Annotated in this window: 12 protein-coding genes; 8 read left to right on the top strand and 4 right to left on the bottom strand. The window is 49.3% G+C overall.

The genetic code is table 11. From position 1 onward, the window contains the following. Positions 1-178 precede the first annotated feature (178 nt). The gene (locus K9N57_13850; protein MCF7805264.1) at positions 179-1,102 is read left to right on the top strand and encodes a TRAP transporter TatT component family protein; all 924 of its coding nucleotides are present in this window, start codon (positions 179-181) and stop codon (positions 1,100-1,102) included. Between the two features lie 75 nt (positions 1,103-1,177). On the opposite strand, the gene K9N57_13845 is transcribed toward K9N57_13850, so the two are convergent. From K9N57_13845 to K9N57_13835, 3 genes are all read right to left on the bottom strand, one after another. Then, positions 1,178-2,614 (bottom strand): sodium:solute symporter family protein, encoded by a 1,437-nt coding sequence (locus K9N57_13845; protein ID MCF7805263.1) that lies wholly within the window; start codon positions 2,612-2,614, stop codon positions 1,178-1,180. Between the two features lie 402 nt (positions 2,615-3,016). Next, complete coding sequence (locus tag K9N57_13840; protein MCF7805262.1) at positions 3,017-3,637, bottom strand: thiamine diphosphokinase; 621 nt, start codon at positions 3,635-3,637, stop codon at positions 3,017-3,019. Positions 3,638-3,804: 167 nt separating this feature from the next. Further along, positions 3,805-4,359 carry an RNA 2'-phosphotransferase gene (locus K9N57_13835; GenBank protein ID MCF7805261.1) on the bottom strand — a complete coding sequence of 185 codons (555 nt, stop codon included), beginning with the start codon at positions 4,357-4,359 and terminating at the stop codon, positions 3,805-3,807. A gap of 233 nt (positions 4,360-4,592) precedes the next feature. Between K9N57_13835 and K9N57_13830 the strand changes: the two genes are divergently transcribed. From K9N57_13830 to K9N57_13815, 4 genes are all read left to right on the top strand, one after another. Continuing rightward, positions 4,593-5,366, top strand: a complete 774-nt coding sequence (locus K9N57_13830) for a lysophospholipase (GenBank protein ID MCF7805260.1) — start codon at positions 4,593-4,595, stop codon at positions 5,364-5,366. A gap of 65 nt (positions 5,367-5,431) precedes the next feature. After that, entirely contained in the window at positions 5,432-8,386 is a 2,955-nt protein-coding gene (locus K9N57_13825; GenBank protein ID MCF7805259.1) for a hypothetical protein, read from the top strand. Between the two features lie 417 nt (positions 8,387-8,803). Next, positions 8,804-9,361: a signal peptidase II gene (locus K9N57_13820; GenBank protein MCF7805258.1), complete on the top strand. Its 558-nt coding sequence runs from the start codon at positions 8,804-8,806 to the stop codon at positions 9,359-9,361. Between the two features lie 64 nt (positions 9,362-9,425). Continuing rightward, positions 9,426-10,430 carry a zinc-dependent alcohol dehydrogenase family protein gene (locus K9N57_13815; GenBank protein MCF7805257.1) on the top strand — a complete coding sequence of 335 codons (1,005 nt, stop codon included), beginning with the start codon at positions 9,426-9,428 and terminating at the stop codon, positions 10,428-10,430. Positions 10,431-10,607: 177 nt separating this feature from the next. Here the strand turns inward: K9N57_13815 and K9N57_13810 are convergent, their stop codons facing one another. Then, positions 10,608-11,081 (bottom strand): hypothetical protein, encoded by a 474-nt coding sequence (locus tag K9N57_13810; protein ID MCF7805256.1) that lies wholly within the window; start codon positions 11,079-11,081, stop codon positions 10,608-10,610. 247 nt (positions 11,082-11,328) lie between these two features. Between K9N57_13810 and K9N57_13805 the strand changes: the two genes are divergently transcribed. From K9N57_13805 to K9N57_13795, 3 genes are all read left to right on the top strand, one after another. After that, positions 11,329-11,772 carry an EVE domain-containing protein gene (locus K9N57_13805; protein MCF7805255.1) on the top strand — a complete coding sequence of 148 codons (444 nt, stop codon included), beginning with the start codon at positions 11,329-11,331 and terminating at the stop codon, positions 11,770-11,772. A gap of 7 nt (positions 11,773-11,779) precedes the next feature. Continuing rightward, on the top strand, positions 11,780-12,259 hold the full coding sequence (locus K9N57_13800; GenBank protein MCF7805254.1) for a flavin reductase family protein: 480 nt from the start codon (positions 11,780-11,782) through the stop codon (positions 12,257-12,259). 97 nt (positions 12,260-12,356) lie between these two features. Further along, entirely contained in the window at positions 12,357-14,387 is a 2,031-nt protein-coding gene (locus tag K9N57_13795) for a 4Fe-4S dicluster domain-containing protein (protein ID MCF7805253.1), read from the top strand. Positions 14,388-14,581 lie beyond the last annotated feature (194 nt).

The following is a 14,581-nucleotide window of genomic DNA, read 5'->3' as shown; positions in this document are numbered from 1 at the left end:
CTTTCTTAGGTGAAACGGCGATATTACTGCCGCATGTATGAAAAGAAAACGGCAGGCCGGAAATCCGGTCGATATGGCGCACGGTAATAATCGTTGACATTCTTTCGTGTTCGACCTATTCTATGCACCGTTTTGAGGGGAATTTAGACGGATTAGGGGACATCCAATGGGGGAGAGAATGGACGGAAATACTTGGGGGCATTACTCCGTCCTGTATATCGTAGCAGCAGTATTCCTGGTGACACTTTTAACTGGATGTCAGAGTTTTAATCTATTTAGTTCTGACGCCGGACAAACCAAACCACAGTCACAACAGATAACGCCTGAGAGGATGCGCCAACTGTTTGAGACTGCATACGAGTCTATGAGTAACCGGGACTCTCTACGCCAAGCCTATCAATATTTGAAACAAATTGAGCCCAGGGATGAAAATGCCCGATGGTACCGGGAAACGCTCAGCGAAGTGTGTTTTAACTATGCGACGTATTCCGATGTCTCCCGGGACAGTAGTCTCCTGCTTTATGACGAGGGCCGCCACTCGGCTTTGCGGGTATTGCAGACCAGGCCGGATGTCATGAGCTTTTTAAGTAGTGATGCTATGTATTCTCCCCGGATTGTCCGGGATACCCTCCGGTATATTCCCGTTCGTGCCTTGTATTGGTGGAGCATAAATTCGCTGCTTTGGCTTGTGGATGAACCGCCGGTGAATCGGGTCGTGGCGAGAAATCGACTGGAAAACGCTATCAAACTCATTGAACTGGCTAGCCCGGATTTTCGGTATGGCGCTGTGCAGCGACTCCGGGGATTATTATACACCATCAGTCCCGATGGCGACCTAAATATGGCAAAACTGGCTTTTGAGAAAGCTATTACCAATAACGGCGCATATCTGGAAAACCACTTTCTGTATGGACGCTATTACGGCATTATGCTGCAGAATCGTCAGATATTCCGGAGGGAGATGGAAGTAGTCGTCGATGCGACCAGCCAGTATCCACTGGAATTTGCGGAGTTGAATCGGTTGGTAAAAATTCGTGCTCAGGAATTTCTGCAACGGGAAGAGAGTTTTTTTACGGCGAGTATTAAGTTTGGTCAGTTATAGTTGAAATGTAAGATTTCCAAACGGAGTCGATAGTCCTGAATAATCCGACCATTATTCTGGCTATCAGGCAAGGTATTATACCTCTCTCGTTCTTTTTTTGGCTGGACCGATAATTACCCATCCCACAAAATAAATAACTCCGCCAGCCAGTAAACCCGGATATAACGGTTCAATACCCAGCGGATATTGCGGCCACCCGCCCGATTGATTCATCATGCCTAAACCGTACCAGAGCGCTGATACAGCGAACCCGGTGAGACTCACCATGAAGGCGGTATTTCCGGTAATAATTCTGCGGCTGAAGTACGTCGCCAAAAGCGGATAAATCAATGCTGGAATCAGCAGGGTGCCGATAGTATACCAGAGATCAATAACCGAGGGGATAGTAATAACCATGAGGACCGCGACCACTCCGGTAATAATCAACCCGATTCGCGAATAAAATGAAGACCGATCGTTGTCCGGATCGCCGAACAGGCGCCACAGAAAATCCCGCCCGATTGTCACTGCCGATAGAAATGAGAAGGAATCAATGGTGGACATAATTACGGCGATCAGTCCCACATAGAAAAGTCCTTTAAGAATTGGTGGGAGTAATTCTTCAGCAAGCAATGGATAGGACATAAGCGCCGGGACGTCCGTCAGGATAGCCCGGGCATAGAGGCCGGTTGTTGTGGTGAGAAAGTCGAAAATAGCCCAAAAAACGATGGAAATGAGAATCCCGTTTTTCGCTACTTTGCCCGATTGGGCACCGTAGCATCTCTGATGAAATCCCGGGTCGACCAGCGTCCAGATTGCGATAAAAAACCAGACCAGGATATACTGAATCGAATTCCCGCCGCTCCAGGAAAGGTGCGATTCCGGTAGTACCGATTGCAGAAAATCAAGTCCCCCATACGATTGAAATGCCAGATAAACCATGACCAAAAACCCGGCGAACATCAATCCAAACTGGAGGTAATCCGTCCGAAGAACCGAGCGGAATCCGCCAAAGTAGACGTAGGCAATGGAGAAAAGCGTTCCGACGATTATCGATGGCAGGAGCGTCCAGCCGAACAGGAGGTTGATGAGAATACCAAGCATCAGGATATATGGTGCGGGTGAAACCATGAGAAACGTGAAAAACGCGCCGAGAAGACCGGTTTTTTTATCATAATACTGATACAGCCGATCCGGGATAGTATACAGGTTACTGTCCCGCACTTTCTTTGCCAGGAACAGCGCAAAAAATCCGGCGAAAATATAATAGGGAACGCCGAATACGATCCAGTTAGACAATCCGTATTGATAGGAAAATTCGCCGACGCCGAGGATCCCGCCGTACCAGGTGGAGACAAGCGTCGCGACGAATCCCGGCAGTGTTAAGGCTCGGCTGGCCAGGAGGTAATCTTCAGTCTGATCGAGCTTCGACCGCGCAAACCGAAATCCGATAATCACCAATGCAACGATATACGCTCCGATGAGGAGGTAATCTATGGGATGGAGCGATACGGTGATATTGTATTCAGGCATTAATACAGTGTTAAAGTATTCGAGTTGAAAACATTATTTTTGTGTTACCGTTTTACCGTGTTACTGTGTTATAGTTAAAAACGTAGTGAGTCGGGAACCTTTGATCTCTGATTCGAAACGTCCAGCCTGTTGGTAGTCCCTGCTTTAGCGGGCGTTGTTTGTATTCAATTGTCAGTTAGATTATTCACCATTTTACATTTTGTAATTATTCACAAATAACGACTCTCGCACTATAAAAAACATTGAATCACGAACAGACTTTCCCGTTTTGCGTTTTTTCTCTCCCCTTTTCCGTACTGATTTCTCCTTTGAGTAAAACCGATTAAGATGAAGAAACAGCACCAACTGGAACACTATAACACTCTAACACTGCTGTCCCCTATCCCCCTATACCTTTTTTCCTTAATCGAAGTTACGGAAGAGCAACAGCGTTCCGGATGTAACCGACACGGTGATTTCCTCGTCCGCCGCCAGGTTGCTGACGCCGCGGGTGCCGATCTCCAGGGTTTCATTCTCCAGCGGATATTTCAACCCTTTGGTGGTAACACCAGAGACTTTCCCCACGGGAAGCAGGGAGATAGTCTGCCCCTTTTCAACCCGGGTGGTGAATTCACCGGTGACCGCTTCTATGGTGGAGTAGTTTGTAAGCAGCTGGATGTGGATTTTATCCGAATATTTTACCAGCAGATATAAATTCGCCAGGGTTTGGTCATCCCGTTTGCCCGTCGCGCCGAGTACTGTTGCTGCAGTATATCCCTGATCAAGAGCGTACAGTAGCGTCTTCTCCAGATCCGTGTTGTCCTGGGTAGGGACGTGTCTGATGGTCTCGTGGTCAAGATTGTCCCGGAGACTCTCATCCAGGGAATCCAGATCCCCGATAATGACATCGGGAGTAATCTCCCGCTCCAACAACCAGTTGGCGGCGCCGTCAGTGCAAATAAGCGGATTCGCACGCTTTATACGGTTCCAGTGCTGGGGTGGCTTTGGCTGCTCCCCGTTCGCGACGATAAGGACATGTTTCATAATTCCTCAAAAAATTTAACTATCTGATGAAGCAGAAACAGCAGATGACTACTGAAAACCCTTAATAACAACTGTTACACGAATATATTTAGTGCAAAATATATTGGTTTTTCGGTGTATCTGTGTCAATCTGTTCCATCTGCGGACCGCCAAAGACGGTCCGCGTGCTATCTGTTAATGTCTTCCGGAAAGGTAATATACGAAGCCGGAACCTTCTTTGTCAGCCAGATTCCCGCATCGGACTGGTAAAAGGTGAAACCGTCCTCTTTCATCTGTTTAGCAGAGATGGTGAGGACTTCCGGTTTCCCGTGGCGACTCCCGACCTTTTTCGCGGATTTGGTATCCTGTGAGAGGTGGACAAACTGCCGGTTTTGAGAGCGGATTCCGTTCTTCCGAATTGGTTCGATATTCCGCCGGGCGGTCCCGTGATACAGGGTTGCCGGTGGTTCCAGGGGTTCGTAATCGAGATCCACATCAATGGAATGTCCATACGTCGCCCGGATATATTGATCGTCTTCAGATATGGTGAACCGGGTCTTGTCGCTTTGCGCAATTACATCTTTGACGTCATCCAGTCCGATGTGTATTCCATTTTTTCTGGCGCCCTTCAGGAGTTCCGGAACAGGCGCCCAGCCCGCGGGATCCAGAGAGAGTCCGATTTTCCCCGGGTTGTGTCGCAATACGTAGCTTAAAAATTTGCTTATTTTCCTTCTGTTCGGCATCAGAAAAACATAGCACGCAGATAACGAAGATACAACGGGTGACCGCGGATGAGAATAATATCTCGCAAACCCGTGAAGGACGCAAAGAAATCGTGAAGGAAAAAGATGAATACTGATCACGAACAACTAACCACAACCGACCATCAATTTTATGAATATTACGACTTTTATAAAATTATCGTAATTTAGCAATAATAAATGGATTGAAATGAAATTAGGAGGAATCGCAAAGAATGCCTTCCGAGCGTATAAAGTTCACAAATAACAACGGTCATGAGCTGGCTGGATTTCTGGATATGCCGGAGTCAGGATCGCCAAAAGCATTTGCGCTTTTTGCTCACTGTTTTACCTGTGGAAAAAACCTGAAGCCCATAGTGAACATCAACCGGGCGTTAACCAATCACGGTATCGCGGTATTGCGGTTCGACTTTACCGGCATAGGCGAGAGCGAAGGGGAATTCTCGGAGACGAATTTTTCGTCGACGGTGGATGATCTCATCGCTGCCGCGGAGTACCTGGATGAACACCATAAAGCCCCCACTCTGCTGATTGGGCACTCAATGGGGGGAGCCGCTGTGCTGCAGGCCGCCCACGACATCCCGTTCTCAAAAGCGGTGGTCACCATCGCCGCACCGTCCAATCCGAATCACCTGAGCGGTATTCTCCAGGAGAAGCGGGAGAAAGTGAAGTCAAAAGGTGCTGCGGATGTCACCATCGGTGGAAAAACCTTTACGTTGACAAAACAATTTTTTCGGGACCTGGAGCAGACCAGAATGGAGGGATTTATCCGCGATCTGGAGCGGGCACTGCTCATTCTGCACTCGCCACAGGACGATACGGTTGACATCCGGAACGCGGCCGAAATATTTCAGACTGCACGGCATCCCAAGAGCTACGTATCACTTGATGAGATGGGCCACCTGATGCTGGAGGAGGATCAGGCCAAATATGTAGGTAATCTGATCGCAGCGTGGGCTGATCGATACGTTTCCGGATCAGGGAAATGATGCTTTCTTGTGATAAAACACTTTATTCGATCATTGCATTAGTATTTTTTCTGGCGACTGCGCTCATGCCAATCGATATTGCGGGGCAAGATTTCTCTATCGGAGTTCGGCCGGATTCCTCCCGGGTATACGCGTTTACAAATCGCCTTGATGCCGTTTGGGCCGGTGAAACCAATGGATACCATTCTGCGGGGTTTCAGGGATTAAGTTATCGCCAGCAGGCAATCTTCGAAGATCTGCTTATTTCCAAAGATGGAAAATTCCTCCCACGCTCGGTGGCAGAGACAACAGTGCATCCCACACACCTGGTGCGTCGGTACCGTTCGCTGGGAATTACCGAACATCTCTACTTCCCTGATGATCATCATGTACTCGTCTATGAACTCATTTCATCATCAGTGCAGGAAGTTACATTGCTCCCCACATTTGTAAAGCACCCGGTGCAGGTTATAGATACAGCGGGAACACTAGAACTTTTACAGCCGCGTTATAAAACGGAATCCGGGGTAGCGGTACGGGTTTTCATATCGGTGGATAAACCGGGAAAATGGACACGGCGTCCATCATCCTCGGTTCAAGGTTTTCCCGGCGATAGAGTATCATCAGCACCTGTCCAGTGGAGTGGAAGAATCTCGGATACGACCCGGGTTATTATCTCCTTTGCAGGCGATCGACAAATGCATCAAAAGCAGGTGGACTCCTGGCAGACGGGATTGGACCGTCGGAAAAAAATTATGCAGAAAATGGTCGACCATCCCGTGACCAATAATCCTTTCGTAAACAAAGCGCTTTTGTGGGCACGGGTTAACCTGGATGCACATATTGTCAATCAGGGTGGGAAGGGCATATATACCGGGTTGCCTCCACTCGACGACTACCGTGGACGCGATACATTCGTTTCACTGCCGGGGGCAACACTGGTCAACGGTAATTATGATGCCGCCAGAGAGATCATTCGGGCATTTTCAGCATACCAAATAACCGATCCAACCCATGTGGATTATGGGCGCGTTCCATCACGAATTACCCCATGGCACAGTAGGTTTGGTTCGGCTGACGTAACGCCCTGGTTCGTTCTGTCGGTTTACGAATATTTCAGATATACCGGGGATAGGGTCTTCGCCAACGAGATGTACCCGGTGATAAAGAGAGCAATCGAGGGAAGGCTCAGTAATTCGGTTAACGATGACGGTATGGTGGAACACGGAGCCGATGAAACCTGGATGGATGAGCTGGGCCCTGACGGGCCGTGGAGTCCCCGGGGAAACCGGGCAGTTGAAGTTCAGACACTGTGGTATGACCAGCTCCGGGTTGGGGGATTATTGGCGGAGATGCTGGGAAAAACTGAGGATGCGCAACGATGGAAGCGGGTGCAAGAGCAACTGGCGGATCGATTTATGGATCTATTCTGGAATGAGTCCGGGACATCACTTTACGATCATATAAATTACAATAACACACCGGATTCTTCTATACGCCCGAACCAGGCGTTTGCTGTAAACCTGGGAGATGGACTCATCTCTCCGGAGATGCAGGGAGCGGTCATGCGTTCGGTGGTAAATTCAACCGTCTATACCTGGGGGGCGGCCTCTCTGGCTCAATCTGACGGCAATTTTCACCCGTATCACAACCTTCCACAATTTTACCCTGAAGATGCATCATATCACAACGGACTCGTTTGGCCATGGCTATCCGGTCCGGTGATCTCCGGGTTGGTAAAATTCGGTGAGGTCGACTCCGCTTATGTTCTTACACAAGACCTGATGGAGAAAATTTTACACCGGGGGATGGCTGGCTCCGTTTCAGGCATGACCGATGCACTCCCAAGAAATCTACTACCTGGATCCAGGAGCCCGGACGAATCAATAAACCTCGCCGGCAATTATTCCCGCGCGTGGAACATTGCGGAGTTCCTCAGAACCTGGCACCAGGATTATTTTGGGATTACTCCAAATGCCATGGAGAATCAACTTACTTTGTTTCCACAACTCCCGGAAGGGGTCGATACAGTCCGGACTTCGGTCTCTATGGGAAAACGGGATATTCACGTCGGTTATAGTGCATCGAATAATTCGTTTGAATTTGCGCTACAAAACGACGGAAAACCGATCACGATTCAACTGAAATTACGGAAAAATGATACGATATATTCGCTTGGAAGTCCGTTCCGATTGGGCAAAACTGATAAGCCGGTTATCATCACATTTCATAAACAGTCAGGGCAGTATATGCTTGAAACGACCGAATTGAAAACGACGGCAGAGCCTTCAAAATTTCCGAACTCCTATCTTAAACCATTTCACTTCGTAACACCGAGTTTACCACCGGGTTTTCCTGGAATCCGCGCTGCAAAGTATCCTCTGATAAGTGAAAAGCAGGCAACTGCGGACAACCCGGAGGCTCGCACTCTTTTGGACGTTAAAGACCCGGTTGGTGATGATTTAGGCCCGGAACAAAACTATACCTATCCGGAAAACCCAATATACGAGGACGGAATATTTGACTTAACTGGTGCGCAGGTACGCTACGATGAAAAAAATGTGTATTTTGACCTGACATTCGATACCCTCACACAATCCCCCTGGGATTGGGAACCCGGCTCATCATTGACATATGCTGCCATTGGAATACATACCGGTGACTCGGAGGGCACCCCTCTCTTCGGACAGAATGCACAGTACACCACGCCCGAATCCGCAGGTTCGATGCAATTCATCCTGTACCTTGGAAGCGGTTATCGCCTGGTTAATGCCGCTGGAAACACAATTGCGGAGTATCGACCTCAGACAGCAAAATTTTCAATGATCCGCCACAGGGAGGGCAGGATACATTTAGCCGTTTCAAGGGAGCATTTGCCCCAGCCGAAAAAATGGTGGAAGTATACTGTGATTGCCGGCGCACACCGAGATCATTACCAGCCAGGACCAAATGGATTTTGCACTATTAAAGAAATTGGAGCGGAACAGGAAGCGAAGAAAACTACGCCAAATTGGTACGATATTTTGCGAGTTGGATACTAACATCAGTTTTATAGTGTTCAGGTGTTCAAGTGTTTCCCACAGGGACTCCATTGGGACAATCTTACTCACTTTTATTCATTTGGGGAAAGGAGATGGGAGAAAGTAGAAAGGAACAACCCGGCTGGTACAGTTATATTCTAGCCGGCCTCCTGTCTCCAGTTTTTACACTTTTTCCTTCTTCAATTTCCATTCTGGATTCTTCATTCCTGAGCGTTGGTTGCAGGGTACTTCGACATTGGATATTGGAAATTCGGGATTGGATATTCAATCTGTTCTCTTCTCCGTCTTTTATCCCGCTTAAACCCGCTTCGCGGACTTTAAGCGGATGGATCACCCTATACCCCTATACCTTATACCCATTTGTTCTACCGCAATACAATATTGTAAATCCTCTGGCCTCATCGTAGATTCCATCCTATGAAAAATGCCCTCAAAGATTCCCGCTTTCCGATTCTCATTGGATTTTTCCTCATTGGACTGGACTTTTTCACCAAATGGATCGCCAATATTGCGCTGCCGGTGCAGCAGACCATCCACACCAGCATCTCATTCTGGAAGTGGCATTTAACGTATAACCGAGGATACCATTACATCTTTGGGGAAATCGGAAATTTTCGATTAGTTCAATCACTGGGATTAATTGCCGTTTTGATATTAATCGGCCTGATGGTCAAAAACAGGGCGGAACTTCCGAAAAATGACGTAAACCGCCACCTGTTCGCCGGATATATCGCGCTGCTTATGGGAGCGACGGGCAATCCCTGGGAAACCGTTGTACTGGGGCGGGTGACAGACTTTTTCGTGTTTACGCCACTGCCGTGGCCCTCCAACCTGGCAGACCAGTACATTAATATCGCCATTTACGTATTACTTCCAATCTGGCTGGTCATTTCCTTCCGGGACTGGCGTCGTGAGCGACAGGCGAAACAGGCTGACGATTCCGAATACCAGACAGACTCTTATAAATCACCCTGACTATTTTTTCATTGAATTGAATTCGCGTGTCCGGGTTCCGGGTACGTAACGAGAGGAGGATGCTATGCGCGCGATGCTCCTGAAAGAACAGCAATCTATCACCAATAACCCGTTGCATCTCGAAGACGTTCCGAAGCCCGAGCCGGGACCTGGCGAGGTGCGGATAAAAGTAAATGCATGTGGCGTTTGCCATACCGATCTGCACGAGATAGAAGGTGACCTCGAACTCCCGGAACTACCGTTGATCCCCGGCCACCAAATTGTCGGCGTTATCGACGATCTGGGAGAGGGCGTCGCCGACTGGGCACCCGGTACCCGTGTCGGAGTCCCGTGGCTATACTCCACCTGCCAGGAATGCGAGTTCTGCAAAAAGGGACTTGAGAACCTGTGTGAAAATGCGAAGTTCACCGGCAAAGATGTGAATGGCGGTTATGCCGAATACGTAATTGCGCCGGCTGATTTTATCTACTCCATACCGGAGGGATTTCCTGATATGCAAGCAGCACCGCTGCTTTGTGCCGGTATTATCGGATATCGGGCGTTGCGCCTGACTAATATTGAACCAGGACAAAATGTGGGACTGTATGGCTTTGGTGCCTCAGCGCATGTCACTATCCAGGTGGCAATCCACTGGGGCTGTGATGTCTATGTCTTTACGCGTTCCGAAGATCACCGTCGCCACGCCAAAGATTTGGGAGCCGTCTGGACCGGCAGTTCCAAAGATGATCCCGGCGCACTCATGGACGGTAGCATCATCTTTGCGCCGGCCGGGGAGATCGTCGTGGATGCACTTCGTGTACTGCGGCGCGGAGGTACCGTTACCAGTGCAGGCATCCATATGAGTAATATCCCGGAATTCGAATATGATTTAATTTACGGGGAGCGCACTATCCAAACGGTAGCGAATAGTACCAGGAAAGACGCCAGAGAGCTGCTTCAGCTCGCCGCGGAAATCCCTATCCGAACGGATATTGAAGCCTATTCTCTGGAAAATGCCAATAAGGTATTGAATTTGATTAAGGAGAGCCGGATCAGGGGAGCGGCAGTACTCAAAATCAGTGACGAATAATAGCGCCGTATTATTTATGTGCCGCGTAACTTGAAGCGCGTTTTAACAAACTCCAACTGCCGGCGACCCCGCCGCGGCGAGAGTCACAGGCAGAAGTTTAATTTACGCAATATTAAGTAGACAATAATTGTTTATATTTTTAATCGGTGTTTATCCGCAGTTTCTGCATTTATCTGGTTACTCCGAATCCAATTGCTCGTAATACTCCTCCGGATACGGCTTATCGAAATCCGGGATCCGCGGCATGTCCAGGTGCAGGCTGTCCGGGATGCCGAGCATCCCATACTCCACCCGGTCGAGTTCCGGATAATCGCCGCCGCCCACGTAGGTGTGAGAGTTGGAGAGTTCGCCGATCATCTCGCCGATGACATAGTTCAGATCGAACCGATGGGAGACATATGGCAAGAGCACCTCATATTTTGTCGCCATGGAATCCCAATTGACGTTATTCATCTGCGGATTGAAGAAGTAATCCCGCTGGTAACGCCAGACCTCCTCGAAGATCTCCCGCCACTCGGCTCGGTAATCCACCTTGGCTTCCATCCCGCTGAGGTCCAGCGGTTTGGCATCTTTTAAATCCGAGGGTTTGGCGTCAACGAGATAGTACTCGCCGTTGACGCTTACAATGAGATGGTCATCATCCGGTGACATAACATAATTCACGGCACCGCTATGGGTTTCCAACGGGAAAGCGAACGGTGGATGATAAATTTCGAATATCCAATTTCCAATATTTAACCACGGAAGTAGTGCTTATCGGGGGAAGGTGGGGAACTTGGACATTCATCATTCGATATTCTGCGGTTGGAAATTCATTCTTTCTCCCCATCTTGATTCTGATCCGGGCCGGTTCTATATTCTTGCTCTACAACTATCGACATACAGGGGAAAAAGAAACATGGCGCAATATTGGATGATTGTCAGCAGCAAAGAAAATTTTGAGGCGACAAAGGTACGCGATTTCTCCGTGCAGGGTGTGAAATCCCGGCACCGGAAAAAGGCCATGGAGATGCAGCCCGGTGATAAGCTGATGTATTATGTCACCGGTATTCAGAAGTTCGCCGGGATCACTGAGGTGACTTCCACGTTTTTCGAGGGCGAAGAGATCATCTGGAAATCCAAGAAGGAGGGCGAGAACTATCCCTGGCGGATAGAGATAAAGCCGGAACTGATTCTCGATGAGAAAGATTGGGTCGATTCTGAGGTGTTCAAAGACAAACTCCAGTACATCGGGAAATGGCCGGATAAACACTGGAAACTGGCCTTCCAGGGGAATGTCCACAGTCTACCGGAAGAGGATTATAATACCGTAAAGTCGATCCTCAGCGACGCAGCGAAGTAACGCTTTTATGGACTCGACTGAACGTAAGAAGATAATGCGGATGATCCCGTACGGGATGTTCATCTGTACCACAAAATCAGGTGACGAAATTGCTGCCAGCACTGTGACCTGGGTGACCCAGTGTTCGTTTAAACCGCCGCTGATCACAGTGGCCATCAAAAACGACACCAAAATTTACGATATACTGAAAGAAGCAGGACGTTTTGCGCTGCACGTCGTTCCGGACGGTGAAAAGCAACTGGCCAGCCGATTTTTTCGTCCAGCATCCATTGAGAACGGTCGAATGAATGGCGTCCCGTTTGCCATGGATGGAAACCATGGCCTGCCGATACTGGAGAGTACGCCGGCTCACTTGATTTGTAAGGTACGGGAGTTGCCGGAAATCGGGGATCATCATCTGTTCATCGCGGAGGTGGTGGACGGAGAATATCGGGCGGAAATGGAACCGCTCCTGTTGCGAGATACCGGTTGGCGTTACGGCGGATAACCGGTTATATTATTTCCAAATTAATTTTACCAACAGAGACAATCACGTCACTTTATTCAATCCGGGATAACCCTGGAGTTACTCCAAAGGAGCGGCTATGAATCCAACCGGTAATCTAATCGGAATGGCGCTGTACTTGGTAACGATATTGCTTGCAATAGGTGTCTTCGCCTGGCTCATCTATCGCCGGATGACAGTGTTGCGTCTGGCGGAATCTCAGGATCGGTTCGACCGGCCGTGGCAGCGTGTGAAAAACGTTATTACGGTAGCATTGGGTCAGAAGAAGATCCTTAAAAAGCGGTATATCTGGCCGGGGCTCATGCACGCGTTCATCTTTTGGGGATTTATTGCTGTCGCTATTAACACTATCCATCTGGTGGGACAGGGATTCGCACCGAATTTCTACCTTCCCGGCTTTGCGCCGGATCAATCGCTGGGACAGTTCTATCTGGTATTCCGGGACACCTTTGAGCTGATCGTGATTATCGCAGTCCTTGTCGCATTGTATCGCCGGTTTTTCGTCAAACCGCGTCGCCTAACTCTCTCCTTCGATGCCAATCTGGTGCTCGGACTTATTTTTATTCTGATGGTCACCGACTTTATCATCGGCGGCGCCAGTATCGCCAACGGGCACTTCGAGGGCCCGACCTATATGGGCAAACTATTCGCCGGCTGGTTTGCTACCTATTCCCAGGCTACGAATATTGTCATTTACAACGTGGCGTGGTGGCTGCACATCTTCGCGCTCTTTTTCTTCCTGGACTGGTTACCGATCTCCAAGCATTTTCATGTGGTGACTGCGCTGTTCAACGTCTACTTCGGCGCGCTGGAAAAGGGCGCGCTCCAGCCCATGAATTTTGAGGAGCTGGAACATTTCGGAGTCAGCGAAGTCCATCACCATCGCTGGAAGGATCTCCTGGACGTTTACACCTGTACCGAGTGCGGTCGATGTCAGGACGCGTGTCCTGCCTTCGCTACCGGGAAGGAGCTGAATCCCAAGGAGATTAATATCCACACCAGGGAATACATCGACGAGCACGAGAGCGCCCTGGTGAGTATGCTGAAGGCCAGCCTCAAGTCGAATGGAAACGGAAATGGCTCGGCAACTGCCATAGAAGGCCCGGCATACGTGGGCGATATCATCAAGGAGAACGTTCTCTGGGCGTGTACTACCTGCAAGGCATGTGAGGAGGCGTGTCCGCTGAATATCGAGTTTATCGACCGCATCGTGGATATGCGGCGCAGTCTGGTGCTGGAAGAAGCGAAAATCGAAAAACAGGTCGCCACGACGTTCAAAAACATGGAGAACCAGCAGAATCCCTGGGGATTGGCCGGTTCTACCAGAGAAGAGTGGGCGGCGGGACTCGATGTGCCGCGAATTGCCGAGGTCGATCCGGAGGAATTGGATATTGTTTACTGGATCGGTTGCGCTGGTGCGTTCGATGATCGGGCGAAGCAGGTCTCGCAGGCGATGGTGAAGATCCTGAACGCTGCCGGAGTGAAGTACGCCATCCTTGGAAAGAAGGAGGTCTGCACCGGCGATCCGGCGCGGCGCATCGGAAACGAATATGTATTCCAGATGCTGGCGGAACAGAATATCGAGACGTTCAAAGAATACAACATATCGACGCTGCTGACACAGTGTCCGCACTGTTTCAATACCTTTGCGAATGAGTACCCGCAGTTTGGCGGGGATTATGAGGTCATCCATCACACGACATTTGTAAAACAGCTGCTGGACGGTGGGCGGCTGACTTTATCAAAACCACGCGCGCAACGGATTACGTATCACGATTCGTGTTATCTCGGTCGGCACAACGACATCTATGCAGATCCCCGGGATCTGCTCATGGCGATTCCCGAGGTGGAACTAGTGGAAATGGAAAACAGCAAGGAGAACGGCTTCTGCTGCGGCGCTGGCGGCGGACGCATGTGGATGGAGGAGACCGAAGGGCATACCAAGGTCAACAACGAGCGCGTGAACCAGGCGGCGGCTGTGGAACCTGACAATGTCGCCACGGCTTGTCCTTTTTGTGCGACGATGATCGGCGACGGCATCAACGAGAACGGTCTGGCGGATCAGATGGATACGGAGGATATTATTCAGATGGTGGCTGCGTCGATCTGAAACTGAATAGCACACTGATGACGCAGATCAAGCAGATAAATACAAATAAACCATTAAGCCACGAAGAACGCGAAGAAAACGCAAAGAAATACAAAAAAGACTTACCACTGAAAAACACTGAATACACCAATAATTTTTAATTACAAACCGCTAAAGCGGTCACTACCAACACGAAATGTATCACAGACACAGGA

This window comes from Candidatus Neomarinimicrobiota bacterium, assembly GCA_021734025.1.
Lineage (GTDB): Bacteria > Fidelibacterota > JAANXI01 > JAANXI01 > JAANXI01 > JAANXI01.
Note: the sequence above shows the minus strand (reverse complement) of the source record. Positions and strands in the feature narration are given on the sequence as shown.

What these genes read in the sequence shown, in the direction of transcription:
- K9N57_13850 (MCF7805264.1), top strand. Translation starts at nt 179, where the DNA reads ATGGACGGAAATACTTGGGGGCATTACTCCGTCCTGTATATCGTAGCA.
- K9N57_13845 (MCF7805263.1), bottom strand. Translation starts at nt 2,614, where the DNA reads ATGCCTGAATACAATATCACCGTATCGCTCCATCCCATAGATTACCTC.
- K9N57_13840 (MCF7805262.1), bottom strand. Translation starts at nt 3,637, where the DNA reads ATGAAACATGTCCTTATCGTCGCGAACGGGGAGCAGCCAAAGCCACCC.
- K9N57_13835 (MCF7805261.1), bottom strand. Translation starts at nt 4,359, where the DNA reads ATGCCGAACAGAAGGAAAATAAGCAAATTTTTAAGCTACGTATTGCGA.
- K9N57_13830 (MCF7805260.1), top strand. Translation starts at nt 4,593, where the DNA reads ATGCCTTCCGAGCGTATAAAGTTCACAAATAACAACGGTCATGAGCTG.
- K9N57_13825 (MCF7805259.1), top strand. Translation starts at nt 5,432, where the DNA reads ATGCCAATCGATATTGCGGGGCAAGATTTCTCTATCGGAGTTCGGCCG.
- K9N57_13820 (MCF7805258.1), top strand. Translation starts at nt 8,804, where the DNA reads ATGAAAAATGCCCTCAAAGATTCCCGCTTTCCGATTCTCATTGGATTT.
- K9N57_13815 (MCF7805257.1), top strand. Translation starts at nt 9,426, where the DNA reads ATGCGCGCGATGCTCCTGAAAGAACAGCAATCTATCACCAATAACCCG.
- K9N57_13810 (MCF7805256.1), bottom strand. Translation starts at nt 11,081, where the DNA reads ATGTCACCGGATGATGACCATCTCATTGTAAGCGTCAACGGCGAGTAC.
- K9N57_13805 (MCF7805255.1), top strand. Translation starts at nt 11,329, where the DNA reads ATGGCGCAATATTGGATGATTGTCAGCAGCAAAGAAAATTTTGAGGCG.
- K9N57_13800 (MCF7805254.1), top strand. Translation starts at nt 11,780, where the DNA reads ATGGACTCGACTGAACGTAAGAAGATAATGCGGATGATCCCGTACGGG.
- K9N57_13795 (MCF7805253.1), top strand. Translation starts at nt 12,357, where the DNA reads ATGAATCCAACCGGTAATCTAATCGGAATGGCGCTGTACTTGGTAACG.